Source organism: Mucilaginibacter sp. HD30 (genome assembly GCF_054061755.1).
The window spans coordinates 2,853,209-2,877,613 of record NZ_JBSSEO010000001.1; the positions used below are offsets into that span (position 1 = coordinate 2,853,209).

General features: G+C 40.6%; 21 protein-coding genes. 13 read left to right on the plus strand and 8 right to left on the minus strand.

The window, feature by feature from the left end; all coding sequences use genetic code 11:
- Nucleotides 1-120 precede the first annotated feature (120 nt).
- The 5 genes from ACVW2L_RS13685 to miaA all read left to right on the plus strand — a co-directional run bounded on the left by ACVW2L_RS13685 (nucleotide 121) and on the right by miaA (nucleotide 4,140).
- A complete protein-coding gene (locus ACVW2L_RS13685; RefSeq protein WP_457128528.1) occupies nucleotides 121-414 on the plus strand; it encodes a type II toxin-antitoxin system HigB family toxin in 294 nt (97 codons plus the stop codon).
- A gap of 20 nt (nucleotides 415-434) precedes the next feature.
- Nucleotides 435-812, plus strand: coding sequence for a helix-turn-helix domain-containing protein (locus tag ACVW2L_RS13690; RefSeq protein ID WP_457128529.1), 378 nt, complete (start codon nucleotides 435-437; stop codon nucleotides 810-812).
- 191 nt (nucleotides 813-1,003) lie between these two features.
- On the plus strand, nucleotides 1,004-2,422 hold the full coding sequence (locus ACVW2L_RS13695; protein ID WP_457128530.1) for a CCA tRNA nucleotidyltransferase: 1,419 nt from the start codon (nucleotides 1,004-1,006) through the stop codon (nucleotides 2,420-2,422).
- A 39-nt stretch (nucleotides 2,423-2,461) separates the two neighbouring features.
- Nucleotides 2,462-3,112, plus strand: a complete 651-nt coding sequence (locus ACVW2L_RS13700) for an IS1096 element passenger TnpR family protein (protein ID WP_457128531.1) — start codon at nucleotides 2,462-2,464, stop codon at nucleotides 3,110-3,112.
- Between the two features lie 56 nt (nucleotides 3,113-3,168).
- Complete coding sequence (miaA, locus tag ACVW2L_RS13705; RefSeq protein WP_457128532.1) at nucleotides 3,169-4,140, plus strand: tRNA (adenosine(37)-N6)-dimethylallyltransferase MiaA; 972 nt, start codon at nucleotides 3,169-3,171, stop codon at nucleotides 4,138-4,140.
- Between the two features lie 22 nt (nucleotides 4,141-4,162).
- Here the strand turns inward: miaA and rfbD are convergent, their stop codons facing one another.
- Both rfbD and ACVW2L_RS13715 read right to left on the minus strand, forming a co-directional pair.
- Nucleotides 4,163-5,011: a dTDP-4-dehydrorhamnose reductase gene (rfbD, locus tag ACVW2L_RS13710; RefSeq protein WP_457128533.1), complete on the minus strand. Its 849-nt coding sequence runs from the start codon at nucleotides 5,009-5,011 to the stop codon at nucleotides 4,163-4,165.
- Entirely contained in the window at nucleotides 5,008-5,832 is an 825-nt protein-coding gene (locus ACVW2L_RS13715) for a 2OG-Fe(II) oxygenase (protein WP_457128534.1), read from the minus strand. The genes rfbD and ACVW2L_RS13715 overlap by 4 nt, the downstream gene beginning before the upstream one ends.
- A 169-nt stretch (nucleotides 5,833-6,001) precedes the next feature.
- On the opposite strand from ACVW2L_RS13715, the gene ACVW2L_RS13720 reads away from it, so the two are divergent.
- The 5 genes from ACVW2L_RS13720 to ACVW2L_RS13740 are packed head-to-tail and all read left to right on the plus strand — an operon-like array spanning nucleotide 6,002 to nucleotide 11,391.
- Nucleotides 6,002-7,228: an oligosaccharide flippase family protein gene (locus tag ACVW2L_RS13720; RefSeq protein ID WP_457130202.1), complete on the plus strand. Its 1,227-nt coding sequence runs from the start codon at nucleotides 6,002-6,004 to the stop codon at nucleotides 7,226-7,228.
- Entirely contained in the window at nucleotides 7,221-8,171 is a 951-nt protein-coding gene (locus tag ACVW2L_RS13725) for a glycosyltransferase family 2 protein (RefSeq protein WP_457128535.1), read from the plus strand. Before ACVW2L_RS13720 ends, ACVW2L_RS13725 begins: the two co-directional genes overlap by 8 nt.
- A gap of 3 nt (nucleotides 8,172-8,174) precedes the next feature.
- Nucleotides 8,175-9,566: an O-antigen ligase family protein gene (locus tag ACVW2L_RS13730; protein WP_457128536.1), complete on the plus strand. Its 1,392-nt coding sequence runs from the start codon at nucleotides 8,175-8,177 to the stop codon at nucleotides 9,564-9,566.
- Nucleotides 9,559-10,254, plus strand: coding sequence for an acyltransferase (locus tag ACVW2L_RS13735; RefSeq protein WP_457128537.1), 696 nt, complete (start codon nucleotides 9,559-9,561; stop codon nucleotides 10,252-10,254). Before ACVW2L_RS13730 ends, ACVW2L_RS13735 begins: the two co-directional genes overlap by 8 nt.
- A gap of 3 nt (nucleotides 10,255-10,257) precedes the next feature.
- Nucleotides 10,258-11,391 (plus strand): glycosyltransferase family 4 protein, encoded by a 1,134-nt coding sequence (locus ACVW2L_RS13740; protein ID WP_457128538.1) that lies wholly within the window; start codon nucleotides 10,258-10,260, stop codon nucleotides 11,389-11,391.
- Here the strand turns inward: ACVW2L_RS13740 and ACVW2L_RS13745 are convergent.
- Nucleotides 11,378-12,481, minus strand: coding sequence for a glycosyltransferase (locus tag ACVW2L_RS13745; RefSeq protein ID WP_457128539.1), 1,104 nt, complete (start codon nucleotides 12,479-12,481; stop codon nucleotides 11,378-11,380). The two genes, ACVW2L_RS13740 and ACVW2L_RS13745, sit on opposite strands and share 14 nt — an antisense overlap.
- Nucleotides 12,482-12,495: 14 nt before the next feature.
- Nucleotides 12,496-13,440, minus strand: a complete 945-nt coding sequence (locus ACVW2L_RS13750) for an SDR family oxidoreductase (protein WP_457128540.1) — start codon at nucleotides 13,438-13,440, stop codon at nucleotides 12,496-12,498.
- 413 nt (nucleotides 13,441-13,853) lie between these two features.
- Here ACVW2L_RS13750 and ACVW2L_RS13755 point away from each other — a divergent pair, with 413 nt between their 5' ends.
- The 3 genes from ACVW2L_RS13755 (at nucleotide 13,854) to ACVW2L_RS13765 (ending at nucleotide 18,615) form a co-directional block, all read left to right on the plus strand.
- Nucleotides 13,854-15,086 (plus strand): glycosyltransferase family 4 protein, encoded by a 1,233-nt coding sequence (locus tag ACVW2L_RS13755; protein ID WP_457128541.1) that lies wholly within the window; start codon nucleotides 13,854-13,856, stop codon nucleotides 15,084-15,086.
- A 205-nt stretch (nucleotides 15,087-15,291) separates the two neighbouring features.
- Nucleotides 15,292-17,529, plus strand: coding sequence for an SLBB domain-containing protein (locus ACVW2L_RS13760; protein ID WP_457128542.1), 2,238 nt, complete (start codon nucleotides 15,292-15,294; stop codon nucleotides 17,527-17,529).
- 3 nt (nucleotides 17,530-17,532) lie between these two features.
- The gene (locus ACVW2L_RS13765; protein WP_457128543.1) at nucleotides 17,533-18,615 is read left to right on the plus strand and encodes a hypothetical protein; all 1,083 of its coding nucleotides are present in this window, start codon (nucleotides 17,533-17,535) and stop codon (nucleotides 18,613-18,615) included.
- Here ACVW2L_RS13765 and ACVW2L_RS13770 read toward each other — a convergent pair.
- From ACVW2L_RS13770 to ACVW2L_RS13785, 4 genes are all read right to left on the minus strand, one after another.
- Entirely contained in the window at nucleotides 18,592-20,274 is a 1,683-nt protein-coding gene (locus ACVW2L_RS13770; RefSeq protein WP_457128544.1) for a capsule assembly Wzi family protein, read from the minus strand. The two genes, ACVW2L_RS13765 and ACVW2L_RS13770, sit on opposite strands and share 24 nt — an antisense overlap.
- A gap of 92 nt (nucleotides 20,275-20,366) precedes the next feature.
- Nucleotides 20,367-22,064, minus strand: coding sequence for a capsule assembly Wzi family protein (locus ACVW2L_RS13775; RefSeq protein WP_457128545.1), 1,698 nt, complete (start codon nucleotides 22,062-22,064; stop codon nucleotides 20,367-20,369).
- Nucleotides 22,065-22,069: 5 nt separating this feature from the next.
- Complete coding sequence (locus tag ACVW2L_RS13780; RefSeq protein WP_457128546.1) at nucleotides 22,070-23,767, minus strand: capsule assembly Wzi family protein; 1,698 nt, start codon at nucleotides 23,765-23,767, stop codon at nucleotides 22,070-22,072.
- A complete protein-coding gene (locus ACVW2L_RS13785; RefSeq protein WP_457128547.1) occupies nucleotides 23,764-24,405 on the minus strand; it encodes a hypothetical protein in 642 nt (213 codons plus the stop codon). Before ACVW2L_RS13785 ends, ACVW2L_RS13780 begins: the two co-directional genes overlap by 4 nt.

Below are 24,405 nucleotides of genomic sequence, written 5' to 3' on the forward strand. Positions count from 1 at the left end.
CTTATTATATATTTGATCTATCATTCCGAGAAAATCTCGGTGAGCGGCATAGAAAATTAGAAATTAACAAGTTGTAAAAAGTAAGGAGATCGCCAATGGAAAACAAAAAATTAACTTACGATGGTAATTATTTATCAAAAGAAATTGCGGGATTTTGCGATAAAACACGCGGATGCTGCTAAAAGTTTAAGCACCTGGTACAAAGTTGTGCTGGATGCAAAATGGGAAAAAGGAGCAGATATTTTAGCTGACTTTCCGAAAGCAAAACTTATTCCTGCCAAGCGGGCCCGCTTCAAAATTGTAGGCAATAAATATCGCCTGATAATAGAAGTAGATTATTTGGATGGTACTGTAAAAGTGAGGTTCATTGGAACCCATTCTGAATATGACGATATTGATGCGAGTTCCATATAAGCTGGACAAATACTAAAAATATGAACGAAAAACCACAATGGTTTTTAATAGAAACCGAACAAGAGTATGAAAAAGCTCTTGCACGGTATGAAATGATTGAATATGCAACAACAGGAGCTGATCATAAAGAAAAGCTGCTCTTGGTGCATTTGATCAGTAATTACGAAAACAGCATTTGGGATCTGCCGGAAGTTGATCCGGTTGAAATGATAAAAATACGTATGGATGACTTTGGCTACAAAGCAGCCGACCTTGCGGCCGTTTATGGCGATAAAGGCACGATAAGCAAAGTTTTAAATTACAAACAAGCGCTGTCGCTTACTATGATAAGGAAGTTTAGCGAATTATTGCGTTTGCCTGCTTCGGCGTTGGTTAAGGAGTATGATTTGGTTAATTGAGTACTGTCTGAAAAAAAACCACGCTGTTAGTCTCTGACTACGAATGACTGTGTCCGAAGTCTGGAGACGGACAGCGATCCAGTTGTTAATGTATCATCGCTTAAAAACCAAGTGTCCCCTAACGGAGGAAATTCAGAGGGGGCTCCAAATAATTTCCTTAATTTTGCCCTTCGCTTCACCGCGATGCATACATGAAGAAACACCTCCAACATCCCGTTTTTAAAATATTAAGCAAAATTGCCGGCGAACAAAACCTGCAGGTGTATGCAATTGGTGGCTTTGTGCGCGACATTTTTTTAAACCGCCCCTCAAAGGATATCGATGTGGTGGTTATAGGCAACGGTATAGATTATGCAGAAATGGTTGCCAAAGCTTTAAAGGCAAAATTGGCCGTATATAAAAACTTCGGCACAGCTTCCTTACGCTATCACGATCTTGAACTGGAGTTTGTGGGCGCTCGCAAAGAGAGCTACCGCAGCAATTCGCGCAAGCCAATTGTTGAGAACGGCACGTTAGAAGACGACCAGCTGCGCCGTGATTTTACTATCAATGCGCTGGCTATATCTCTGCATCCTGATAACTTCGGCGACTTGATAGATCCCTTCAATGGCATCGCCGATCTGGAAAACAAGCTTATCCGCACACCGCTTAATCCGGTTGAAACCTTTAGCGATGACCCGCTGCGGATGATGCGCGCCATCCGTTTTGCCACACAGCTTAATTTTAAAATTGATGACCTGGCTGTTGAGGCTATAAAAAATAATATCGACCGTATCAGCATTGTTTCGCAGGAGCGGGTTACTGACGAGTTGAACAAGATCATCCTGTCGCCAAAACCATCCATCGGTTTTAACTATTTGTTTGATACCGGGTTGTTGCATAAAATTTTCCCGCAAATGGTGGCGCTATATGGCGTTGATTACATTAACGGAAAAGGCCATAAGGATAATTTTTACCATACCCTGCAGGTGCTGGATAACATATGCGAAACCACTAACGACCTTTGGTTTAGGTGGGCAGCTATTTTACATGATATTGCCAAACCTGCCACCAAGCGTTTTGAAGCCGGCCATGGCTGGACGTTCCATGGACACGAAGACAAGGGTGCCCGCATGGTGCCTAAAATTTTTGCGCAGCTAAAACTGCCGCTTAACGAAAAAATGAAATTGGTGCAAAAACTGGTGCAGCTGCACCTGCGCCCCATTGTTTTGTCGCAGTCTATTGTAACCGACTCGGCAGTTAGGCGTTTACTTTTTGAGGCAGGCGATGACATTGAGGCGCTTATGCTGTTGTGTAAAGCAGACGTAACTACCAAAAACGAATACAAGGTTAAAAAGTACCGCAACAATTTTGAGCTGGTTCAGCAAAAATTAAAAGATGTTGAGGAGCGCGATAAGATACGCAACTGGCAACCCCCGGTAACCGGTACAGATATTATGGAACTGTTTGGCATTAAAGAGGGCCGTGAAGTAGGTATAATTAAAAATCAGATACGGGAAGCTATATTGGAAGGCGAAATTCCGAACGAACGTGAGCAGGTTATTAACTTTACAATAAAAAAAGGCGAAGAAATTGGCTTAAAAGTTGCTGCAAACACAAACACTAACTAAAAACATTATTTTTGCAAAAAAATACTACTATCTTATACAATGGCACTATACAGGTTCAGCGTAACTTTTGAGGATTATGACGATGTATCGCGGGTGATAGATATCAAATCAAACCAAACATTTGAGGATCTGCACCGGGCAATTCATCAGTCTACCAAATACAATGCAGAGTTTCCATCATCTTTTTATATCAGCAACGACCAATGGATGAAGGGCGAGGAAATAACCTATTTGCCTAACCAGCGCCGGATTGACCGCGGTGTGGCAACCATGGAAAAGGTGAAGCTGAGCAGCCGCATTGATGATCCGCACCAAAAATTTTACTATACATTTAATTTTGATCGTCCTTTTGACTTTCATATCGAATTGATGAAAATCATCCTTGATGAGGACCCTAAGGTTACTTACCCGGCTGTTATAAAATCAACCGGTGAAGCGCCGCGGCAGTTTGTTACCGGCCCTGACGCTGCTATGGCAGCCGCCGCCGCTACGGATGCAGACGAATTTGACTTTTTCAATGAAGTGGGCATGAACCCCGAAGATGCAGAAGACTTTACCGAAGTTGATGAAAGCGGCGAAGAAGTTGCGGCCGAACACGCAGACGAAGAGGAAGAAGACGAGTTTGGCAGTGAGTTTGCCGACGATGAAGGCTTTGAAGACGATAGCAAATCGTCAAGGGATGATTATTAGTTTTAGTCGATAGACCATAGTCCATGGACCATAGTGAATATTTGATGTAGAAGACTATGGACCATACCGATCAAAAAAACTATGGACTATCGACCATGGACCATGTACTAACAAAAACCCTAATCGTTATCGCAGGGCCAACTGCATCCGGTAAAACGGCTGCTGCTATACGGTTGGCGCGGCATTTTAATACGGTTATACTTTCGGCAGATTCAAGGCAGTTCTATCGCGAAATGTCTATAGGCACGGCCAAGCCTCATGATGAGGAGCTGGCTGCTGCTAAGCATTACTTCATTAATTCGCACAGTATAAATGAGCTTTTTTCTGTAGGCGATTTTGAAAAGCAAGGTTTAGCCCTGCTTGACGAATTATTTAAACAGCACGATACAGTTATACTGGTTGGAGGATCGGGCTTGTATATTAAGGCGCTGTGTGAGGGCTTTGATGATATTCCGCAAGCGGATGAAGGCATACGCGAGCATCTGAACAGTGACCTTGCCCTAAATGGAATAACGCCGCTACAGGAAGAACTTAAAACAGTTGACCCAGCTTACTATGCCGAGGTAGATATTAATAACCCTCAACGCGTTATACGCGCATTGGAGGTGTATCGCAGCACCAGCCAGCCATTCTCATCCTATCGCAAGGCAAAAGCTAATACGCGGCCCTTTAAAAGTATTAAAATAGCGCTTGATCTACCCCGCGAAGTATTGTACAACCGCATTAATACCCGTGTGGATGCAATGGTAGCACAGGGCTTGGTTGATGAGGCGCGTGCCTTATTACCCTACCGGCACTTAAACGCATTAAACACCGTTGGCTACAGCGAGCTGTTTGATGTTTTTGATGGTAAAAGCGACCTGAATACGGCAATTGAATTGATAAAACAGAACACCCGCCGCTTTGCCAAACGGCAGTTAACATGGTTTAGAAAAGACAAGGATATACACTGGATGGCGCCGGAAGAGGTAACGGGTAAAAAAATAGAGGAATTGTTAACAACCCCTCTAAATGGCACAACTCATTAAATCCTTAAGCCTGATTAATTTTTTACGCGAGTTTTTGGATGCATTTTATCAAACTATCTCTCCAATACGGAATTTCTATAGCAAATGTTTCCTTTGCCTTACTTTTATCCATTACGGAGTAACTCGGTCGTGTTGCACGCGTAGGGTATTGGTCTGTACGGATAGGTGTCGCCTTTACCTGAGTTGCTGATAGATCAAATATTGCCCTGGCAAAATCAAACCATGATGTTACACCTTCGTTACTGTAATGATAAATACCATAAGCAGTGCTTTGCCGTTCAATAATATGCAGAATAAACCCTGCCAGATCAATAGCGTAAGTAGGCGTTCCCACCTGGTCGGCAATAATGCGCAGCTCGTCACGTTCTGCACCTAACTTAAGCATGGTTTTAACAAAGTTATTGCCGTGCTCAGAATACAGCCAGCCCGTGCGAATAATGAAATGCTTTTCTATTTGAGCTGCCGCCTTTTCACCATTCAATTTTGTTTGGCCATAAACACTGATGGGATGCGTTGGATCCCATTCCGTGAGCGGTCGGGCCAAATCGCCTTTAAAAACAAAATCGGTTGATATATGGACCAGTACAGTAGCAAGCTTGGCGCATTGGTCGGCCAGGTTTTTCACGCCCGTTACATTTACTTTTTCAGAAAGTTCACTATCATCTTCTGCTTTATCTACCGCGGTGTAGGCAGCGCAGTTAATAACATAATCTGGCTTTTGCGCTGAAAAAACTTTATTAAGCGCTTCAACATCTAATATGTTAGCTTCGGCTTCATTAGGAAAATAGAAGTTGTCTGAGTAGCTGCCGATAATACTTTTTATACAAGTACCTAATTGCCCTGATGCTCCAAATATTACTACCTTACTCATTTTTTAAATATTCTTTTTACTGCTTTAAATAATACAGGCGGCGTAATTTCCCGGATAACATCCTTTGCAGATACGGGCTCGTGTTCTACATCATCTTCCTTCCCGGCTCTACCCATAAACAGGGTTGCGTGAGGCGTTCCGCTAATTTCGCTTTTTGGCCTACCGTTGGTATAGTAATACAACGCTATTGATTTTCGGCTTCTGTCTGGCGGGCAATTAAGGGCGTCCGGGTGCCCGTGGTATGAAAAATCAGTGGTTGAAAAAATAGCTATCCTGTTAAAAATGGGCAGCACTTTTTTGTAGGATTTGGTCATGCTTTTATCCCAAAGTTCAAAATGGCCGCCATAGTTTTCCTCCCAGTCTTTGTTAAGGTATACCAGCAGGTTTATGCGGCGATCAAGCCAGGTCATTTCGTGTTTATTAAAATCAGCATGTACCTTTAGCAAACCGCCGGGCTTAATTTCATGGTAGCCTCCTCCTAACAAATAAGGATCAGGTAACAGTGTTTCTTTTATGCCGGTAAGTTGCTGCAAAAACTCTAGCACAGGCTGCGAGTTTAAAAAATGGACAAAGCCTTTGGTAACATCGCTGAAGTATTTTTCGCCCTTAGCTTCCAGTTTTTTCTCGTTGTGGTTATCGTAGGCTTTTACATCCTGCTTGGTTGAAAGATCAGGAAAATCAGCCAGTACCTGGCTCAATATCTCTTCGTTAAAAAAATTGTCTATTACAATATTAGGGAAGGGTTCCGCATTCAAATACTCCTTTTGCTTATCAATACCCAGCTGTTTTATGTCTTTTATATTCGGGTTTAAATAATTCATAAATAAGTATGCTTTTGCCTGCGCAATATAACCAAATTATCATATTTATGTTTGCACAGCTATGGCTATATATGATTATGGCCAACTTTATTACGTATAAATTAAACTAAATTTGTTCTGTTAAAACCGGCATTATTTGAGATCAACCATAAATAATTATTATAGTAAGTTGCGGTCAACCAATATACTTTCAAATTTTTTCAATTTGAGCAGTATACAGGGGTCTAACATATTGCTATTTATTATTACTATAAGAATTATAACCGGTCGCTACGGCATTGAGACCTATGGGCTTGTATCAGTAGCTTACACTTTTTTGATGCTTGCCGGTACGGTTATAAGCTACGGCACCACGCAATCTGGCGTTAGAGACACGGCTTACCACGTTGACGAACCCGAAAGCTTGAGTATTGTTATTTACAATGCCTTAGGTATACGTGCTGTTATATTTATGCTGTTTTGCATAGCACTATCAGCCTATTACTGGTTTGATCCGGATCATTATAATTACTTATGGTTTGCGCTCCCGCTTGCACTGGCCGAAGTTGTTAATCCATTGTGTTTTTTTATTGGAGTAGAAAAAGTTAAAATATTTAACATTCTTAACCTGATAGGCAACTTTTTTGCTGTGGCAACTATTTTTTTCTTTGTAAAGGGTGAAGATAATGCGGCATGGGTAAATTTTGTTTTAGGCAGTGCAAACGTTATTACCTATACTGGTTTGTTTTTATATCTGCACAAACGTTTTAAGCTACAATTTTATCTTCCCTCTACAAATGATCTGATAGCCATAAGCAAGGCCAATTTTTCGCTTACGCTGAATAATATTTCGGCCAACCTTCAGCAATCGGTTATCATTTTTGCACTCGGTTTTTTCAACTCACCGTTTCTCGGGGCTTACAGCATTAGCAACAGGGTGATAGGCCAATGCCGTAACGCGTTCAATATTGTTTCAAACGCGGTATATCCAAAAGCAGTTGCCATTTATAAGCTGAGCGAAGATCAGTGGACAGCTTTCAGGAAGAAAATGAAGAACATTTTTGCGCTGGTGGCGCTTGGTGGAGCGGCAGCAATCTTTGTTATGGCAGATCTGATTGTATTTATACTAACAAAAACCCATGAACCGGATACGATATTGATATTACGCATAATGGCGTTTGTACCAATCATATCATCTTTTAATGTCTTTAGCATGCTTGACCTGCTGCTGAAACAGAAAAGACGCAATATATTTAACATAGCAATAGTGCTTACAGGTGTGGCAGTGTTCGCCGCCTTCGCATCAGTTTATGCTGGCAATATTTATATCATTGCCGCTTTCACGATATTTATAGAAGGCACAGCCTGGCTTATGTATGAGTATGTTATAAAAAAAACAAAAACGCAAAATGCATAAACCTGTAGCAGTTATTTTATTGAACTGGAACACTCCCGAATACACCGCGGCGTGCATCAAGTCTTTAAAGCAGTATTGCGATGAAAAGGTTTTTGATATAATTGTTGCCGATAATGGTTCTACGGATAACTCTTTATCCATTTTACAGCCACAGTTTCCGGATGTTATATTTATTGACAACCAAAAAAACCTGGGATTTGCGGAAGGAAATAACAAAGCGCTGGCCTATAGTATAACACACGGATACATCTACTCTCTGCTTATAAATACTGATACGCTTGTTGATGAAGATATTATAACCGCCCTTAGCCGGCATTTAGCCGGGCATATGCAGGCAGCTGCCGTGCAACCTGCTATTTACTGGATGCACGATAAAGGCAAAATATGGAACGGCGAGGGTGATTTTAACCCCGTGACGGGCTTAGTACGGTCTGATACCACAACACCTGCACCTGATGACCTTGCATCGTTTAAAAAAGCAAAATGGGTTACAGGCTGTTGCGTTTTGTTGCGTAACAGTGCCTTGCAAATAAGTGGATTGCTCAACAATAAATTCTTTTTGTACTATGAGGATGTAGAACTGTCCTACCGTTTACGCGATGATGGCTTTGAACTACATTACCTCCCATCGGTTAAAATGTATCATGAGGCAGGTGTATCGGCAAAAATATCACCCAAAAACAACGAAGGCAATTTAAGCCCTGTAATACATTACTACACCAGCCGCAATCATATATGGTTTTTGCGTAGATATGGCAACAAAACGTTTTTGCCGGTATACGCTGTTAGCAACATGTTATACTACGGCGCGTTGTACGTTTATTTTAAGCTTCGCAGTCGGAACGAGAAAGCATCCAACTTAATAAAAGGGCTAAAAGACGGGCTTTTTACGCCAAAAAACTTAATTTGGCCTGTAGACTTGGATAATATCAACCGCCGCTAAAGCATGTTTGTTTTTACGCTAATTTTTGTCGCATCATTTATTGTAGCTTTCAGAGAGGTGCTGAAAGGGCGGCGGGATGGTGTATTGATCTTCATTATTCTGGGCCTATCTATGTACACCACAGCCATGTCTGTAACGTACACGCTTGGGCTCAAACTATTTATACCTGTATTTCAGTATTTTAAAGAAATATTGATACTGTGCACGCTGGCTTTAAATATCGTAAGCCTTAAATACCGGCCCCGTTTTCACTTAATAGACTATGCTATTTTTTCCTTCCTGGCGCTAACACTTCTCTATGCTCTGCTACCCATAGGCGAGCAAACTTTCATACAAAAACTGTTGGCTTTAAAAAGTATATCATTCTACATTGTAGTTTATTTTACCGGTAGGCTAATGGATCCGCAAGGTGTATTTATTAGTAAGTATTTTAATTACCTGATATTGCTCACTATAGCTGCCGGCGTTGTGTTATTGGGCGAGGTGGCGTTGAACCAGCATTTACAAACCATTACCGGCTATGCCGAATATGTATATTATTTTTTCAACTTTGAGCCCACCGGGATGTTTGGTTTAAGCACCACTTTTGAATCAGACAGCGGGCACAGGCGGTTTGCTTCTTTTTTCGCCAACCCGCTTGAGCATGCCGCCGCAACCTTGCTGGCATTGTCTGTAATACTGGCTTTATATACCAATGCAAAAAACAAATTCAAGCCTACAAGTATGGGTATGGCAGCATTGGGTGCCAGCTTGCTTTCAATAATTTTTGCCTTATCAAGGGCGCCGCTTGCGTCCTATTTTCTAATTATCTACGTGTATGCACTGGTTACCAACCATAAAATTATCTCGCATACTTTCCATGTGGCGGGCCTGTGCGTAGTAGCTTATTTAGCTTATTTATTCAGTGATTCAACCAGGCGCAACAACCCATTGATACAGGTTTTAATGAACACTGTTGACTTTACCGACCCATCAAGCGTTGGCCACGTAGTTGAGTGGGTGGCAGGTATAAACGCCATGATACAAAAGCCCATGGGTTTAGGCTTGGGGGCCTCGGGTCGCGTGGCGGGCACCTTAGGCGAAAACGTAGGGGGCGAGAATCAATTTATCATTATAGGCGTGCAAGCCGGTGTGGTCGCATTGTTGCTGTATTTGTGTATATACATCATGTTTATACGTACCGGAATTAAAGGCTTGCGTTACCTTGAAGGTAAAGAACGGCAAGTTTGCCTGGCTGTATTATTGATGAAAGTTGGTTTCTTAATTCCATTATTTACGTCAGAAGTTGAATCATCTTCTTATATTTCCTACTTAAACTGGTTTTTGTCGGGTTTATTGATCAGCATAATAATGCGACCCAGGCCTACAAACACAGTAGAACTAAGCAATGGTTGAAACGATTATAAAAAAGTTAAAGAATGACCCTGACTATAAATGGGATAGCGCCTACAGCGGGCGCGACCTGTTTATTATTACCTGGACGCGGGGTTGCCAGGCATTGCGCGGCCTGTTTCTTAAACCTTTTTTACAGCGTTCACGCGGCCTTGTTTTTTTAGGGTGCCAGGTAAAAGTAAAGCATGCTTACCAGCTTTCTGCCGGCAAAAATTTGATATTAGATGATAATGTGAGTATAAACGCGTTATCAGTTAGTGGCATAAAATTGGGCGATAATGTTTCTATAGCGCGAGACGCTATTTTATTTTGCACCGGCGTAATTGCGCAAAAAGGAACAGGAATAACCATTGGCGACCGCACCGGAATAGGCGCACGGGCTTTCATAGCCGGGCAAGGCGGGGTTACTATCGGTAGCGATGTAATAACCGGCCCTAACATTCAGATATTTTCAGAAAATCACAATTTTAACGATGCATCGTTAACTATAAAGGAACAAGGAGTTACCCGGCAGCCAACAGTTATAGGCAATAATTGCTGGTTAGGCGGGGGCATTACCGTACTGGCCGGTGTTACCATTGGCGATGGCTGCGTTATTGCTGCGGGCAGTGTAGTAACAAAATCGGTTCCGTCTAACTCAATAGTGGCCGGCGTACCGGCAAAAGTTATTAAAACCCGCGGAGAGGTTTAACCAATGCACAAGCCACTTGTTATAGGTGTTGACGTGCGCGACCTGAAGGTGGCCAAAACCGGCACGCGCACCTATCTGCTTGAACTTTGCCGCGAGTTTGAGAAAATGCAAAGCAATACTTTGAGGTTTGAATTTTTAGATACCACATTACCTATTTATACCGGCAACAACAAACTGCTTAAATGGACGGAGCATTTGCGTTATCAAGCATGGAAACAAGTAATACTGCCTTTAAAAGCCCGCAGTAAACGTTGCGATATAGTTTTCTGTACCGATAATTTTGTTCCAGTGGTTCATTTAGGATATCAAACCGTACCCGTTTTTCACGACGCATTTTTCTTTGAAACACCACAAGATTATGGCAAATTATGGTTGTGGTTATATAAAAAGACAGCGTTGCCCGCGGCCCACCGGTCGCCGGTTATCATCACCCCTACTGAACACGCAAAAAAGCAATTGCAAAAATTTACTGGCATACCCGCGCAAAAACTTGAAGTAGTTTTTGAGGGCGCGCGCAGTTTAGCAGAAACTCCGGAACAAGAGGACCTGAACACCTTAGGATTACCCATCCAACCAAAAGAATACATCCTGCACGTGGGTTCATTTTTTAAACGGAAAAACCTGCCTGCCCTGATAGCAGCCTTTGCAAAACTAAAAGAGCGTGGATATGCTAATATAAAATTGGTATTGGCAGGGCCCTTACCAGCAAGTAAGACAGAGAATAACTACCGCGAAATTGTTGATGTAATAGCAAAATATAAGCTTGAAAAGGATGTTATTTTAACGGGCTATCTGAGCGATAGCCTTTTGGAAGCTCTTTATAAAAACGCCTTGCTTTACGTTTTCCCATCAGTGAATGAAGGTTTTGGTCTTCCTGTACTTGAAGCGTTCGGTCATGCTGTCCCTGTTATTGTAGCCAACAATACCTGTTTGCCAGAAGTAGGCGGCGATGCCGTTTTAAGTTTTGATCCGTTTAATACTGACGACATATTCAGAACTATGAAACAAGTGCTGGATGATGAAACACTACGCAATACAATGGTGGATAAGGGGCGGAAACGGTTAAAAGTGTTTTCGTGGAGTAAAACAGCTGAGCGCTTGGTTGAGATTTTTAAGCGGGTGGCTAATAATTCATAAACACCTCTACGTGCTCATCGGCAACCTTTTCCCAGTTAAATTGGCTTAATGCCCGTTGCTGTGCTTTTTCAGCCAGTTGCAACATTTCGGGATAATGGCGTTCGCAATAATTTATTTCTTCGGTTAACGATAGTATATCTCCCTTTTTAAACATGCGGGCGGTATCTTGTACCGCGTATTGATTTTCCTCTATGTCACTAACTATTAAAGGAACATTTAAACCCATAACTGTTAATACAACGGGCGAAAGTCCCTCCACGTCCGAAGGCTGAATGTAACAATAGGCGTTCACCATGAGCGCGTTCACATCTCCGCCATAAACAAAGCCCGGAAAAATTATTTGTTCATCACTCATGTTAAGTATCCGGCTTTCATACTCAGACGGATTAGGCGAACCACCTATTAAAATCAGCTTTTTGTGTGATACGGAATTTTTAAATGCCGGGATCAAATAGTGCAGGCCCTTATCAGGAATGAAACGACCTACAAACAAATAATACTCTCCTTTTTGCAGATTAAATTTTTGCAATACTTTTTCGCTATCAGTTGGGTACTCAACCTCACTGCCAAAGGGAATGAATTTGTATTGCTTTTTAAATTTCTCTTCAAAAAGTTTCCTGGCTATAACGTTATCAAATATTACCTGGTTGGGGCAGTGCGCGGTAATAAAACTTGATAGCTTAAGAAACATTTTGCCATACCAGGGCCACTTATCGCGTTTCCAGTCAACACCGTCCTGGCTTATAAAAACCTTTTTACCAAAAAGGCGCAGCGGTAGTGCCCATATACTGTTACCGCCGTTTTGAATATGTACAATATCGGCAGTGTTGTTAAAAATAATGTCAAGTGTACATTTGCACGAATGCAAAAGGGTATCAAAGCCGCCCTTTTTAATAGTTTTAAAGGTCTTTATTTTTACACCCTTGTATTCTGTAACATCAACAAAGGAATCAGCATAGCGGCGATTGTACGCTATAACGCTATGGCCGCGTGCAACCAATCTGGGAAATAATTCAAGCGCGAATTTATCTGCACCTGCCGCACCTTTTGCGGGCGGTAAAGAGCGGAAGCCAAAGGCTGCTATTCTCATCAATAAAGGTTGTACTATAAAGTAACTGGAGTAGCTTTTACCGGATAGATATTATTCTCATTCAGATATGCTAAATAGTAATCGCTTATATATTCATTTAACGCAACTTTCCAATCGCGCATAATATTTATATTACGTAGTTCCAGTTTTTTGTTAACCAGCCTTTCTGATGGCGGCCTTGGGGCAAAATAAATATCCTGGAAAAAACTTGAGGAAACATTATGAAAGGCTACCTGATCTTTTAATCCTAATATTTTTACCAGTTCGCGGGCAACTTCAAGCCTGCTGGTTTCGCCTCCGCAAACCATATTGTATAAACCCCAATATTCGCGTTCAAGCAGTAGCTTAACGTTTTTGGCAAAATCAACTGTAAAGGTTGGTGTTCCGTCTTTATCATTAACAATATGCAGATCTCGCTTACCGCTTACCAGCTGCTTTATAACTTTATTAATGAATTTTTTATCTTTTTCAGGGCCGCCACCCATCATCCAGCCAGCGCGGCATATAACATATCGTTTGGCATTTTCACGAACATAGCGCTCGCCCATATATTTTGAACGCGCGTAATGGCCAAGCGGGTTGGGTTCGTCCCAATCGTCATAAAAATCTTTTGTACCGTCAAATATTCCGGCAGTGCTTACGTAAAATAGGGGGATGCCTAATTTATTGGCAATAAATACCGCGTTCTCTACACAGGTAGTATTGGTAAGATAAGCGTCGTCCTGGTTTAATTCACAATATTCCAGATCTGTGTGGGCGCCCAGGTGAAATAAATAATCCGGGGCAAATGCCTCAACATCTTTTTTATAAGCTTCGAAATTACGGAAATCTAAAAAGCTAAGCCATTCTTCGTTTACGTCTTTATCGGTGCATTTAATAAAATAATCTTCTTTAAAAATGCGGTTAAATGCTTCACCAAGCATTCCGCCCGCACCGGCAATGTAAATTTTTTTTTTCATATTAAACGTTTATCCATACAGGCGACATCTGGCAGATGCTTTTAAAAGTGTGATAAGGTGCGAAAACTTTATCTCCCAAATTTACTCTTTTTTTTGGAACACGACCAGATTAGACTTAAAAACATATTATAATTTAAAACAAAAGGGCAGATATTAGTAATAAACAAAATAATTCAACCTAATATGTATAAGATTCACTAATAATTATGCATTAGACTAACAATTTGAAAAATTGCGATGTTGCTATATTATTATAATTTTAATGCTATTTATACACTAAAGGGGTTGCTTTTTATTGTTAATATTACAAAGTTTAATTATAGAGTATAATACAAGCCTATTTGTGTTTTGTTTTTGTTTTGCTTCAAAAAAGAAATAATACGCGTTTATGATTTCGCCTTCAAATATTAAATATGAATATTCTTGTTGTTAACTGGACGTGGTATCCCAGTGGCGGTGATTGGACATACGTTGAGAATGTAGTAGACCTTTACACAAGAAACGGGCATAAAGTTATCCCTTTTTCGATGAAGGATGAACGCAATTTTCCGTCTGATTATGCTGAATATTTTATCGAGAACATTGATTATAAAACAATAAACAAGCGAAGCTTGTCTGCAGGGATTAAGGTTGTTGCAAAAAGCATTTATTCGTTTGAGGCACAACAAAATCTGGAGCGCTTACTTAACAATGTAAAAATAGATTTTGTACATATCAATGTAATACATCATTACATTACGCCAACCATATTAAAAATTATAAAAAAAAGGAACATACCCATTATATGGACCTTACATGAATATACTCCCATTTGCCCGGAAAGTACATTTATAAGTCATGGGCAAATTTGTGAACGATGTTACGGGGGCGCTTTTTACAACTGTATAACGCATACTTGTAAAAAAGGATCAGTGCTGGCCAGTACGGTAGCCGCTTTTGAAAACTATGTACATAAGTACCTTAATTATTATAGTTACGTAGATTTTTATGTTTGCCCGTCGGTGTTTTTATATAATAAGTTTAAGCAGTTTAATTTTTTTGCTGATAAACTGGTGCAATTGTATCATGGCTATAACTATTCAGAAATAGACTTTGCATTACAGACACAGGTGTTAAGCGATGAAAAATATATTGTATTTGTGGGCCGGCTCGAAAAAATAAAAGGAGCGCACACGGTTTTAAAGGCAATTAAAAACTGCCCAAACATAGCGTTAAAGATTATTGGCACCGGCACCCAGGAGCAAGACTTGAAACAATTTGCTTTGCAAAATGGCCTTGATAACGTAAGTTTTGAGGGGAAGAAAACCCGTAACGAAACTTTACAGCTAATAAAAAATGCCGCTTTTTTAATATGCGCGTCCGAGTGGTATGAAGTGCTCGGTTTTACGGTTGTAGAAGCTATGGCATTGGGCAAACCAGTAATTGGATCGGCCATTGGCGCTATACCCGAAATGGTGATTAATAACAATACCGGCTTTTTATTTGAACCGGGCAACTACACACAACTTAATGAATTGATAACAACTCTATATACCGACGAGGATTTGATTATGAAAATGGGCGAGAATGCGCGCCGGCATATTACAACTCTGATAGATAACGATAAGCATTACGCTGGTTTGCAACAACTGGTTCCCGGTTTATAATCGCCTCAACAAATTGCGCTAAATTGTGTTATAGGGGTTAAATTTGTACATATCCGTTAGGTTTGTGTATTGCCCTACACCAATATAATACTTTATATTTGTAACAGTCATAAAAAATTACATGCGACATAAATACCTACTATACATATTTACCCTTGTTATAATTATTTCATTTAACAATACGTTCGCGCAGGGATCGGCAGATATGATCGCTACAACGAAAGTGAGCCAAATTCCTGATGAACAAATAATCTCTTTGTGGAACAAAGGCATTGCGCAGGGTTTATCTGAAACCGAAATGTATGGTGTCTTAAAAGAAAGGGGCATGCCGGCCTCAGAAATTGAGGAGCTAAAAAGCCGGCTGGTATTACTTGGCTTAACCGGTGGAAGCCAGGCGAGAAAGTCCTCAACAATAGCACCGGCAAAGAAAATTGATTATAGTCGCACCAACATTGATACTGTAGTAAAACCTGTTGCAAATAAACAGGACATTCCTAAAAATTCAGATCAATTAACTATTTATGGTTACGATCTTTTTAGGCAAGCCGGCCTTTCGTTTGAACCTAATTTTTCAGTACCTACTCCTAAAAGCTACATTTTGGGCCCCGGCGATGAAGTAATTGTATTAGTTACCGGTTTAAATGAAAGAGATACAAGATCTGTGGTTACACCGGAAGGGAACCTGCAAATACCTTACGCGGGCGTTATTCCGGTAGGTGGCTTTACAATTGAACAAGCTACAAGCTTAATCAAAAGGAGGCTGACCAAAGTGTATCCGGCTATACAAAGCGGAAAAAGCGATGTAACAATTACCCTGGGTAATACACGTCGTATCAAGGTTACGGTTACGGGCGAAGTAAACACGCCCGGAGCATACACTATATCTTCAGTGGCAACTTTGTTTAATGTATTGTATAATACCGGGGGACCTAACGCAAATGGTTCTTTACGTAACATACGTTTGATAAGAAATAACAAAGTAATTAAAACTGTAGATTTTTACGAGTTTTTACAACAGGGCATAATGTCTGGCAATGTGCGCCTTGAAGACCAGGACGTGATAAACGTGCCCGTTTATAAAAAACTTGTGGGTATAAAAGGCGAAGTTAAACGCCCCGCCTTTTATGAATTAAAGGACAACGAAACCATGGCTGATCTGATAGCCTATGCCGGTGGATTTTCCGCTCAGGCATATAAGGGTATTGCAAAGCTGATTCAGATCAATGAATTGCAAAAAGATGTGAAGGACGTTCCAGCAAACACTTTTGAAAACTACGTTTTACGCAATGGCGACATTGTAGAAATTAACCCGATAACTGATCGTTATACCAACAGAATTATTTTAGAGGGAATGGTATACAGGCCAGGCGTGTATGAACTGGTGCCCGGGCTTACCTTATCGCAATTATTAACCAAAGCCCAGGGGCTTAAGCCCGAGGCTTATATGGAGCGGGGCTTTATAAAAAGAACAATGCCTGATCTTCAGCGCACCTCCATTCCCTTTGACCCGAGGCTGATTACCGCTGGTAAAAATGATATACCACTTATGCGCGAAGATTCTGTGTTGATTCTTAGCCAGGACGTATTTATATCCAATCAGAAAATCGAGGTGAACGGGTATGTTAGAAAACCTGTATCCATAACCTACCGTAAAGGATTAAAACTGGCAGATGTTATTGCTTTAGCCGGAGGTTTTAATGACGAGGCCGCATCTCATCATGTTGAAATTTCGCGTATTATAAATAACAAATCAGACAGTGTGGCAACTCAGCTCGTTACCACATTTATTGTTAATATGGACGATCCATCTGATCCTAATTATGAGGTTGAGCTACAGCCAAGAGACGTGGTTAATGTATTAAGACAGGCTAACAACAGGGCGCTCGGTAATGTTAAAGTAAGGGGCGAGGTGGTTTTCCCGAGTGATTACGCTGTGCAAAAAAGAGATGAGACAGCACAGGAATTTTTAACGCGCGCCGGGGGCATAACGCCATTCGGTTCGATAGAGAATGTACAGATATTCAGAGAAGGGGTACGTGTTAATGTTGATCTGCTTTCGGCAAAATCAAAAAGTATATTATTACCGGGCGATAGTATTTATGTACCGCGTGTTATATCAAATGTTGAGGTAGCAGGCGCAGTAAACAATCCGCAGTATATAATTTACAAGGTGCGTAGTTTTAGGTACTATATAGATGCCGCGGGCGGAACCACCCAAAAAGCCCGCCTTAAAGGTGCCTATATTAAATATCCTAATGGAATGAATAAGCCGGTTAAAAACGTACTGTTTTTTAAAAGCTATCCTTCGGTAAAACCGGGCAGCAAAATAATAGTGCCTGAGAAAAGTCCTGATTCGCGCTTGAAGGTAGGCATAAGTGATTTAGGTGGAATTGCCGCTGCTTTAACGGCATTGGTTAGTATTGTTGCAATTTTATCAAAGTAGATTATGAATGGCATCAATCAACCTAACGCATTTGAACGTGAGTTCTCCTTCAAAGAGCTGTTAAACGACAGATATAGCGACATTAAATATCTGCTGCAGTATAAGAAACTGTTAGCAACTTGTATCATTATTGGCGCAATTTTAGGCGCGCTTGCGGCTTATATTAAAAGGCCCACCTATACTGCGCGGCTTACATTTGTAGTTGATGACGCAAAGTCTTCGGGGTCTATGGGCGGACTTTCCAGCCTGGCCGGGCAATTTGGATTTAACCTTGATGGTTTGGGCGGTGCAAGCGGAGTGCTTGCCGGTGACAATATTGAGGAATTGGTAAAAAGTCAAAAATTAATAAAAAACACCTTATTATCGGCATATGATGATACCCACACGCTTGCTGATAAGTATGCCGAAGCGAATAAACTTGACAAGGAATGGCTTGAATATAGCACAGATGGCAAAACCATCCGGTTTCCGTTGAACGGTAAAAATAATACCCGCCTGCAGGATAGCTTACTGCACGAGATGACAGAATTTATATTAGAAAAGGGGCAATTTGGCATAGCAAAACCCGACAAAAAATTAGGATTTTTCGAGCTCAACGTTACCTTTAAAGATGAGAAACTGGCTATGCTTTTTTGCCAGCGGATAATTACGCAATCGACAGATTTTTTCATTACAACCAAAACAAAACGACTAAAAAACAATGTTGACCGGCTTCAGGTGCGTGCTGATAGCATAGAAAGGCTGCTTAACGCTAAAACTTATTCTATGTCTAATAACGCACGTGTGGGGCTTGATCTAAATCCTGCGTTTACTGAAGAAGAGGCCCGAATGGATATTAAACAGCGTGATAAAGTTGTGTTAAGTACTATTTTTTCGGAAACCGTGAAAAATCTGGAAGCAAGCAAAACAATGCTCTCGCAAGAAACCCCGACCGTGCAAATAGTGGACGAGCCTGAACTTCCTTTAAAGAAAAACCGCCTTAAATATCCTACTGCCGTTGCAGGAGGAATTATTGTTTTATTAGTATTATTTGCGGCCTTTAAATTAATAACGCGCAAGCCTTTAAAACCTGAAAGTTACGCCTAATTCGGCATGAAAATTATTAACGGTGTTGTGAGGAACGTAATATTGCCCTGGCAGGTAATCTTTTAAAACCCATTGGTAATTTAAGGAGTTGATATGCTGCAGCTTAGCATTGAACAATAAATTGCGATAGCTCCACTCCCCTTGCAGCGCAATGGCAAAATCAACCCATTTTCTTTTGTTACCATAGCTGTCATAGAAATATTGATCTGAAAAATCAACATTATGTTCATAACGTTCAAATGCTATACCTAAACTTTTCAAGCCAGATATCCACTTCACGTCAAAAGATTGAAGATTACCGCCCGGTCCGGTACCGGCTCCTAATATCTGCCCTTGATTGGTATGCCCTTCGGTTATTTGAGAGTGGGTATACCACGTTCCTGCAGTTCTAACCACCCTGTCTGGGGTTTGAGAGAGCTGAGTAATCTCACCACTTAACATTAAATGAGTATTGGGATTTGCGTTAATGGCAACCATTTTCCTAAATCCGAATACATAAGCTCTGGAGTGATCAGGCGAGCCAATAAAATCCCGATAATTATAAGAATTATCGTTTAATCCATATTCAAAATATATTTCCGCTTTTGCTTTTCTAAACAACCACCGCGCATAAAACGAAGTTAATTGGTCGCGAGGTATCGGATCGCCGTCATTTGTGTTTTGTTTTTGATAAGGAAAAAAGAAGGGCACATAATCGCTGAATGTCTGTATTGAAGCTCGATAGGCATTAAACGTTCTTATCAACCCCAACGTTAGCCCCGGCACCCATTTAGGATGATAGTTAATATTTAACCCTGTAAAATATCGCCAGTCATTATTTTTAGAAGTAACAACGTTTGGTTGGTCTGATAGTAACGGAAAATTAGAGTCGTCCAAACGTGCCGCCAACACCTGCATTTCAAAATGCCCTACAGGCGTTTTAACAGGTTTAACAGTATTTAATGTAAGATGTTTAAAACCCGGAGCATTATTACTTAAAACAATTGCATTTCGCACACCTGGCCCCCACCATACATTTTCGTTGGATAGACCTATTGATATTGGGCTAAACGTTAACCTAATGCTGCTCTGTCCCAAAAACAATTTTTTAAACGGTGTTGTTCCAAATCGCTCGGGCTGATCAATAGTGCTGAAATAGAAACTGTAAGCCTCTATTTCAGCTGCTGATTTGCCGGTTTCAAACCCGTTAAATGATTTGTTCTCAGCATAAACATATTCAGGTTGTAGTTGAATGCTTAATGGCCCAAACTTTAAGAAAAAGCCCGCGCTTATTCTTGCTTGATAACCTCTTGCCGGTATCATGCTACCGTCATTCCAACCGTAGGGTTGCTTACTGTTAAATTGCTGTTGGATATGAACGGGCAAAATTTGAAATAAACCCAGTTTCTTAGCAAAATGCACAGGACCGGCCGTCGCCCAGTTATTCTTAGTCAGACTACTGTCAGGGTCATAAATGTCATTTGCTTTTAAAGCGTAACCTGCAAATAGCGGCCTGATAGTAAATGAGATATTAGAGTCGACATTACCTAGTAATTGTGCTCGTCGGTAATAATCATCCAAATGCGGTTCGCCTACAAATATGGTTTGTGCATGTGAACGGCAGCTAAAAAAAACGCACAATACGTTTAAAATTACAATAATGAAATATTTTCTTCTCATTCGGTCTTAACTAATAAAGGCAGATAAGGTTTACTGGCTGTATAAAGGTAACCAATATAAACGGGCGTGGTTTGAGGTAGTCGCGTAAATTGCTAAAATCTGTACGTTAATCCTAGCTCTCCGCGTAAATTGTAAACGGTATTATGGGGTATATAATAGCTTTCGGCTGTGTAGTCTTTTAACAACCAGTTATAATTGAGCGATTTAACGGTTTGCAACTTCGCGCTTATTAACAAGTTTTTGTAATCCCAATCGCCCTGCAAGCCAAATGCAATATCAACCCAATTCCTTTTATTTCCATTAATGTCCAAAAAATTCGTTTTTGAAAATTCAAGATTATGATCATACCGATCAAGCTTTAGGCCAATTTTTTTTAGGCCCGATACCCAGCTTAGCTCAACAGATTGAAGATTACTGCCGGGCCCAATGCCGGCACCTAATATCTGCCCTTGCTGTGTGTGGCCGTGTCTTACCCCCGCATGGATGTACCAATATTCAACACCCCTAACCATTCTTTCAGGGCTTTGAGCCAACTCAGTTACTTCAGCCCCAATCAAAATATTTTGATCTTTTTTTCCATTTATTGGAATCATTTTTCTGAAACCAAACAGGTAAGCTCGAGCATGATCTGGCGAAAGAACAAAATCGCGGAGGTTATAAGAGTTATCATTTACCCCAAATTCAAAATAAACCTCGGCCCGGGCTTTTTTAAACAACCACCTGGCATACATGGATGTATACTGATCGCGCTCAAACGGATCGCCGCTGGCATCAGTTGTATTTGCCTTAAAGTATGTAAAAAAGAATGGGAAATATCCCGTTATCCCTTTTACATCTGAATGATAAGAGCTAAATGTTCTGGTTAAACCCAATGTTAACCCCGGAACCCATTTAGGGTGGTAGTTTAAATTTATACCCGTAAAATAACGCCATTCTGCCCTTTGTGGATTAAGTAAACTTACTCCTAACGAGTTTGTTGTTACCGGTAATGCGTTATAACCTGATCCATCTAAACGGCCTGCTATAATCTGTCCCTCAAAAGCTCCTATCTTGGTTTGGATAGGTTTTACGGTATTTAAAGTTAAATGCTTAAAGCCAGCCGCATTATTGCTTAATAGCAAAGAGTTGTTAATTCCGGGGCCCCACCATAAATTTTCATTTGACAATCCCATGGATATGCGCCCAAAGGTTAAACGAATGCTGCTTTGCCCCCATAAAAATTTCCTATATGGCGTGGTGCCAAAGCGCTCCGGCTGATCGATATAACTATTCCAACCATAATAATGCATTAACTCATCATCGCTGTGCCCAACAGCAAATCCGTTAAAAGGCGTATTAGCGGCATAAACCATCTCAGGGCGCAATTGTATGGTTAAAATTCCATATTTAAAATACAAGCCGCCGCTTACTAAGGTCTGATAGCCTTTTGCCGGTATCATGGCTCCGTCGTTCCATCCATACGGATGGTGGGAATTGAATTGCTGTTGCCATGTTAAAGGGAATATCCGTAGAACCACAGGGCCACTGGCAAGATCATTTAGTGATGATGTGTATTTTGATTTTTTTAAAGTGCTGTCAGGATCATAGGCATCAGCAACTTTTAATACCTCTGTAAAAATAGGTCTAACGGTAAAAGAAAAATTTGAATCAACTTTGCCGAGCAGTTGCATTCTTCGGTAATAATCATCCAGTACAGGCGTTCCAACCGGGATAGATTGGGCAAACAAATTATTGCATAAAATAACAGTGAGAGCAGGAATAATTGTCACTATCCGCAATAGTTTTCTCATTCTTTTTAAAATCTGTAAGTTACCCCTGCCTGAACTTGTACATTAGTTACATCCTTACCGTTTACCCAATACTGATCGCCCGGGTTTTGCCTCAAATACCATTGGTAATTTAAGGACCTGATAGCCTGTAATTTAGCGTTAAAAATTAAATTCTTAAAATTCCATTCTCCCTGTGCCGCAAAGCTTAAATCAACCCAATGGCGGCGCGGATCGCCGCTATCAATATAAGCGTAATAATAAAAATCATTGTTGTGCACATAGCGCTCTAACTCAATACCAATTCTTTTTAAACCTCTAACCCAACTTACATTTACAGTTTGCAAATTTGCGCCGGGGCCAATTCCTGCACCCAAGGCTTCGCCCATGTTGGTGTACCCCTGCCTTACTCCCTTGCTAACATACCACTGTTTACCCTGTGCAAGCAGATCAAGCGAATTCACCTGAAACTGGGCCGCCTCTATGCCAATTATTATACTTTCATCACGTGATTTGTTGAAAGGCAAGAGTTTTCGTAGTCCAAACACATAGGCACGCGAGTCATTTGGGGATAATAAGGCTTGTGTTAAATTACCTTCAAAATTATATTGACCGAACTGGAAATAAATTTCGGCATGTTCCTCTGTCCATAACCACCGCATAAACATTGAACCCATTTGGTCTTTTTTGTTTATTTGCGAGGTGGGACTGGTTACCTTTTTAAACGGAGCAAATATTGGAAGGTAATCTTTAAATCCGTTTAAATCTTTCCCGTACATTAAGGACGACTTGTCAAATCCTAAAAACAGGCCTTTTATCCATTTAGGCTGCCATGTTATAATAAGACCAGACAGATACCGCCAATCATCTGGTTTAGGAACGTATAGATTGGTGCCAAAGAAATAGTGGTCTGGTGTTAAAGGTGCGAATCCTGAATTCTCCAATCTGCCGGCGATTAACTGCCCCTCGAAAGTTCCTATGGGCGTTTTTATGGGGTGGAGCGTATTTAGTGTTAAATGTTTAAAGCCAGGGGCAGTATTACTCATCAGCAAAGAATTACGCATGCCTGGCCCCCACCAAAGGTTTTCTGTAGACAAGCCGAAAGAAAATCCTTTATGGTTTAATCTTATACTACTTTGCCCCCAATTTATTCTTCCATAAACGTCGTTACCAAACCTTACAGGCAAATCAATATTGTTATAAATGTCATAATATCGTGCAAATATCACGTCATAATGATCGTTGTTAAAGGTGTCAAAACGCTCATTTTGTGCATATACTAATTCAGGCCTAAATTGAATTGTAAGTGGGCCATACTGGGCAAATATTCCTCCGCTTAAAACAGTTTGTAATCCTTTGGCGGGTATCATTGCGCCGTCATTCCAACCATACGGATGATGAGAATTAAACTGCGACTGGAAAGTCATTGGTAAAAAACTACCTTTAAGCGTTCCACTTGCGTTTTGAAAGGTTTGACCAGCATTTAACAGGTTAGCTTTTTCTTCTATAGGATCAGGATAAAAAGCATCGGCATTTTTAGTAATCTGGCTGGGAAACAGGGGCCGAATGGTAAAAGATACATTTGTATCGACATTTCCGGTTAACTGGGCTCTTCTGTAATAATCTTCAATGGCAGGTGTCCCAACGGGGAGGGACTGAGAATAAGCTGCTACCTGAAAAACGACCAAAAAAACTAATGTACCATAAATATATTTTACGATCGTCATAGCTTAATTGTTTTAATATTAAGATTGTCTATAGACCAGCTTTCGTCGCACTTGGCATCAGGAGCATTAGTTTGCACCAATTTATCAAGACACCGTAGCAGCAAAATGGCGTTTGAATGCTTTATTGTTTTTACAATCTTATAAACAGATGTTCCTCTTGGTTCAGTAGGTTTACATGCAAATGGTAAATCAATTCTATAAGCCCCGGTTTTAGGGTTATTGTAGTTATTAGGATAATCTAATGGATAGGATTGCGGCGAACAAAATTCGTTTATGCCGCATGTAGAATTCGAGAAAGTTGTATTAACATATAAGCCGCCATCCATTAGCAATTGCCATATGTCAGGTCCGTCTACATCTTGTTTATTGCCATCCCAACTATCGTGAATGTAAAGGTCTAAACTTATTGTTACAAGATCATGAGCGGGCAAATTATCAAGCTTTAAAATAAAATTCCCGTTGTTATAACGCCCCAACACATTACTGCCATTAAACTGCACTATTTGTCCGTTGGTTATTTTAGTTAAATCATTACTCTCGAAATCATTATTATAAACCTGGATTTGCTCACTTGCTTTGTCTTTACATGATGAGATAGAAACAAAAAAAACAAGGGCGAAGAAAACATTTTTTCTCAT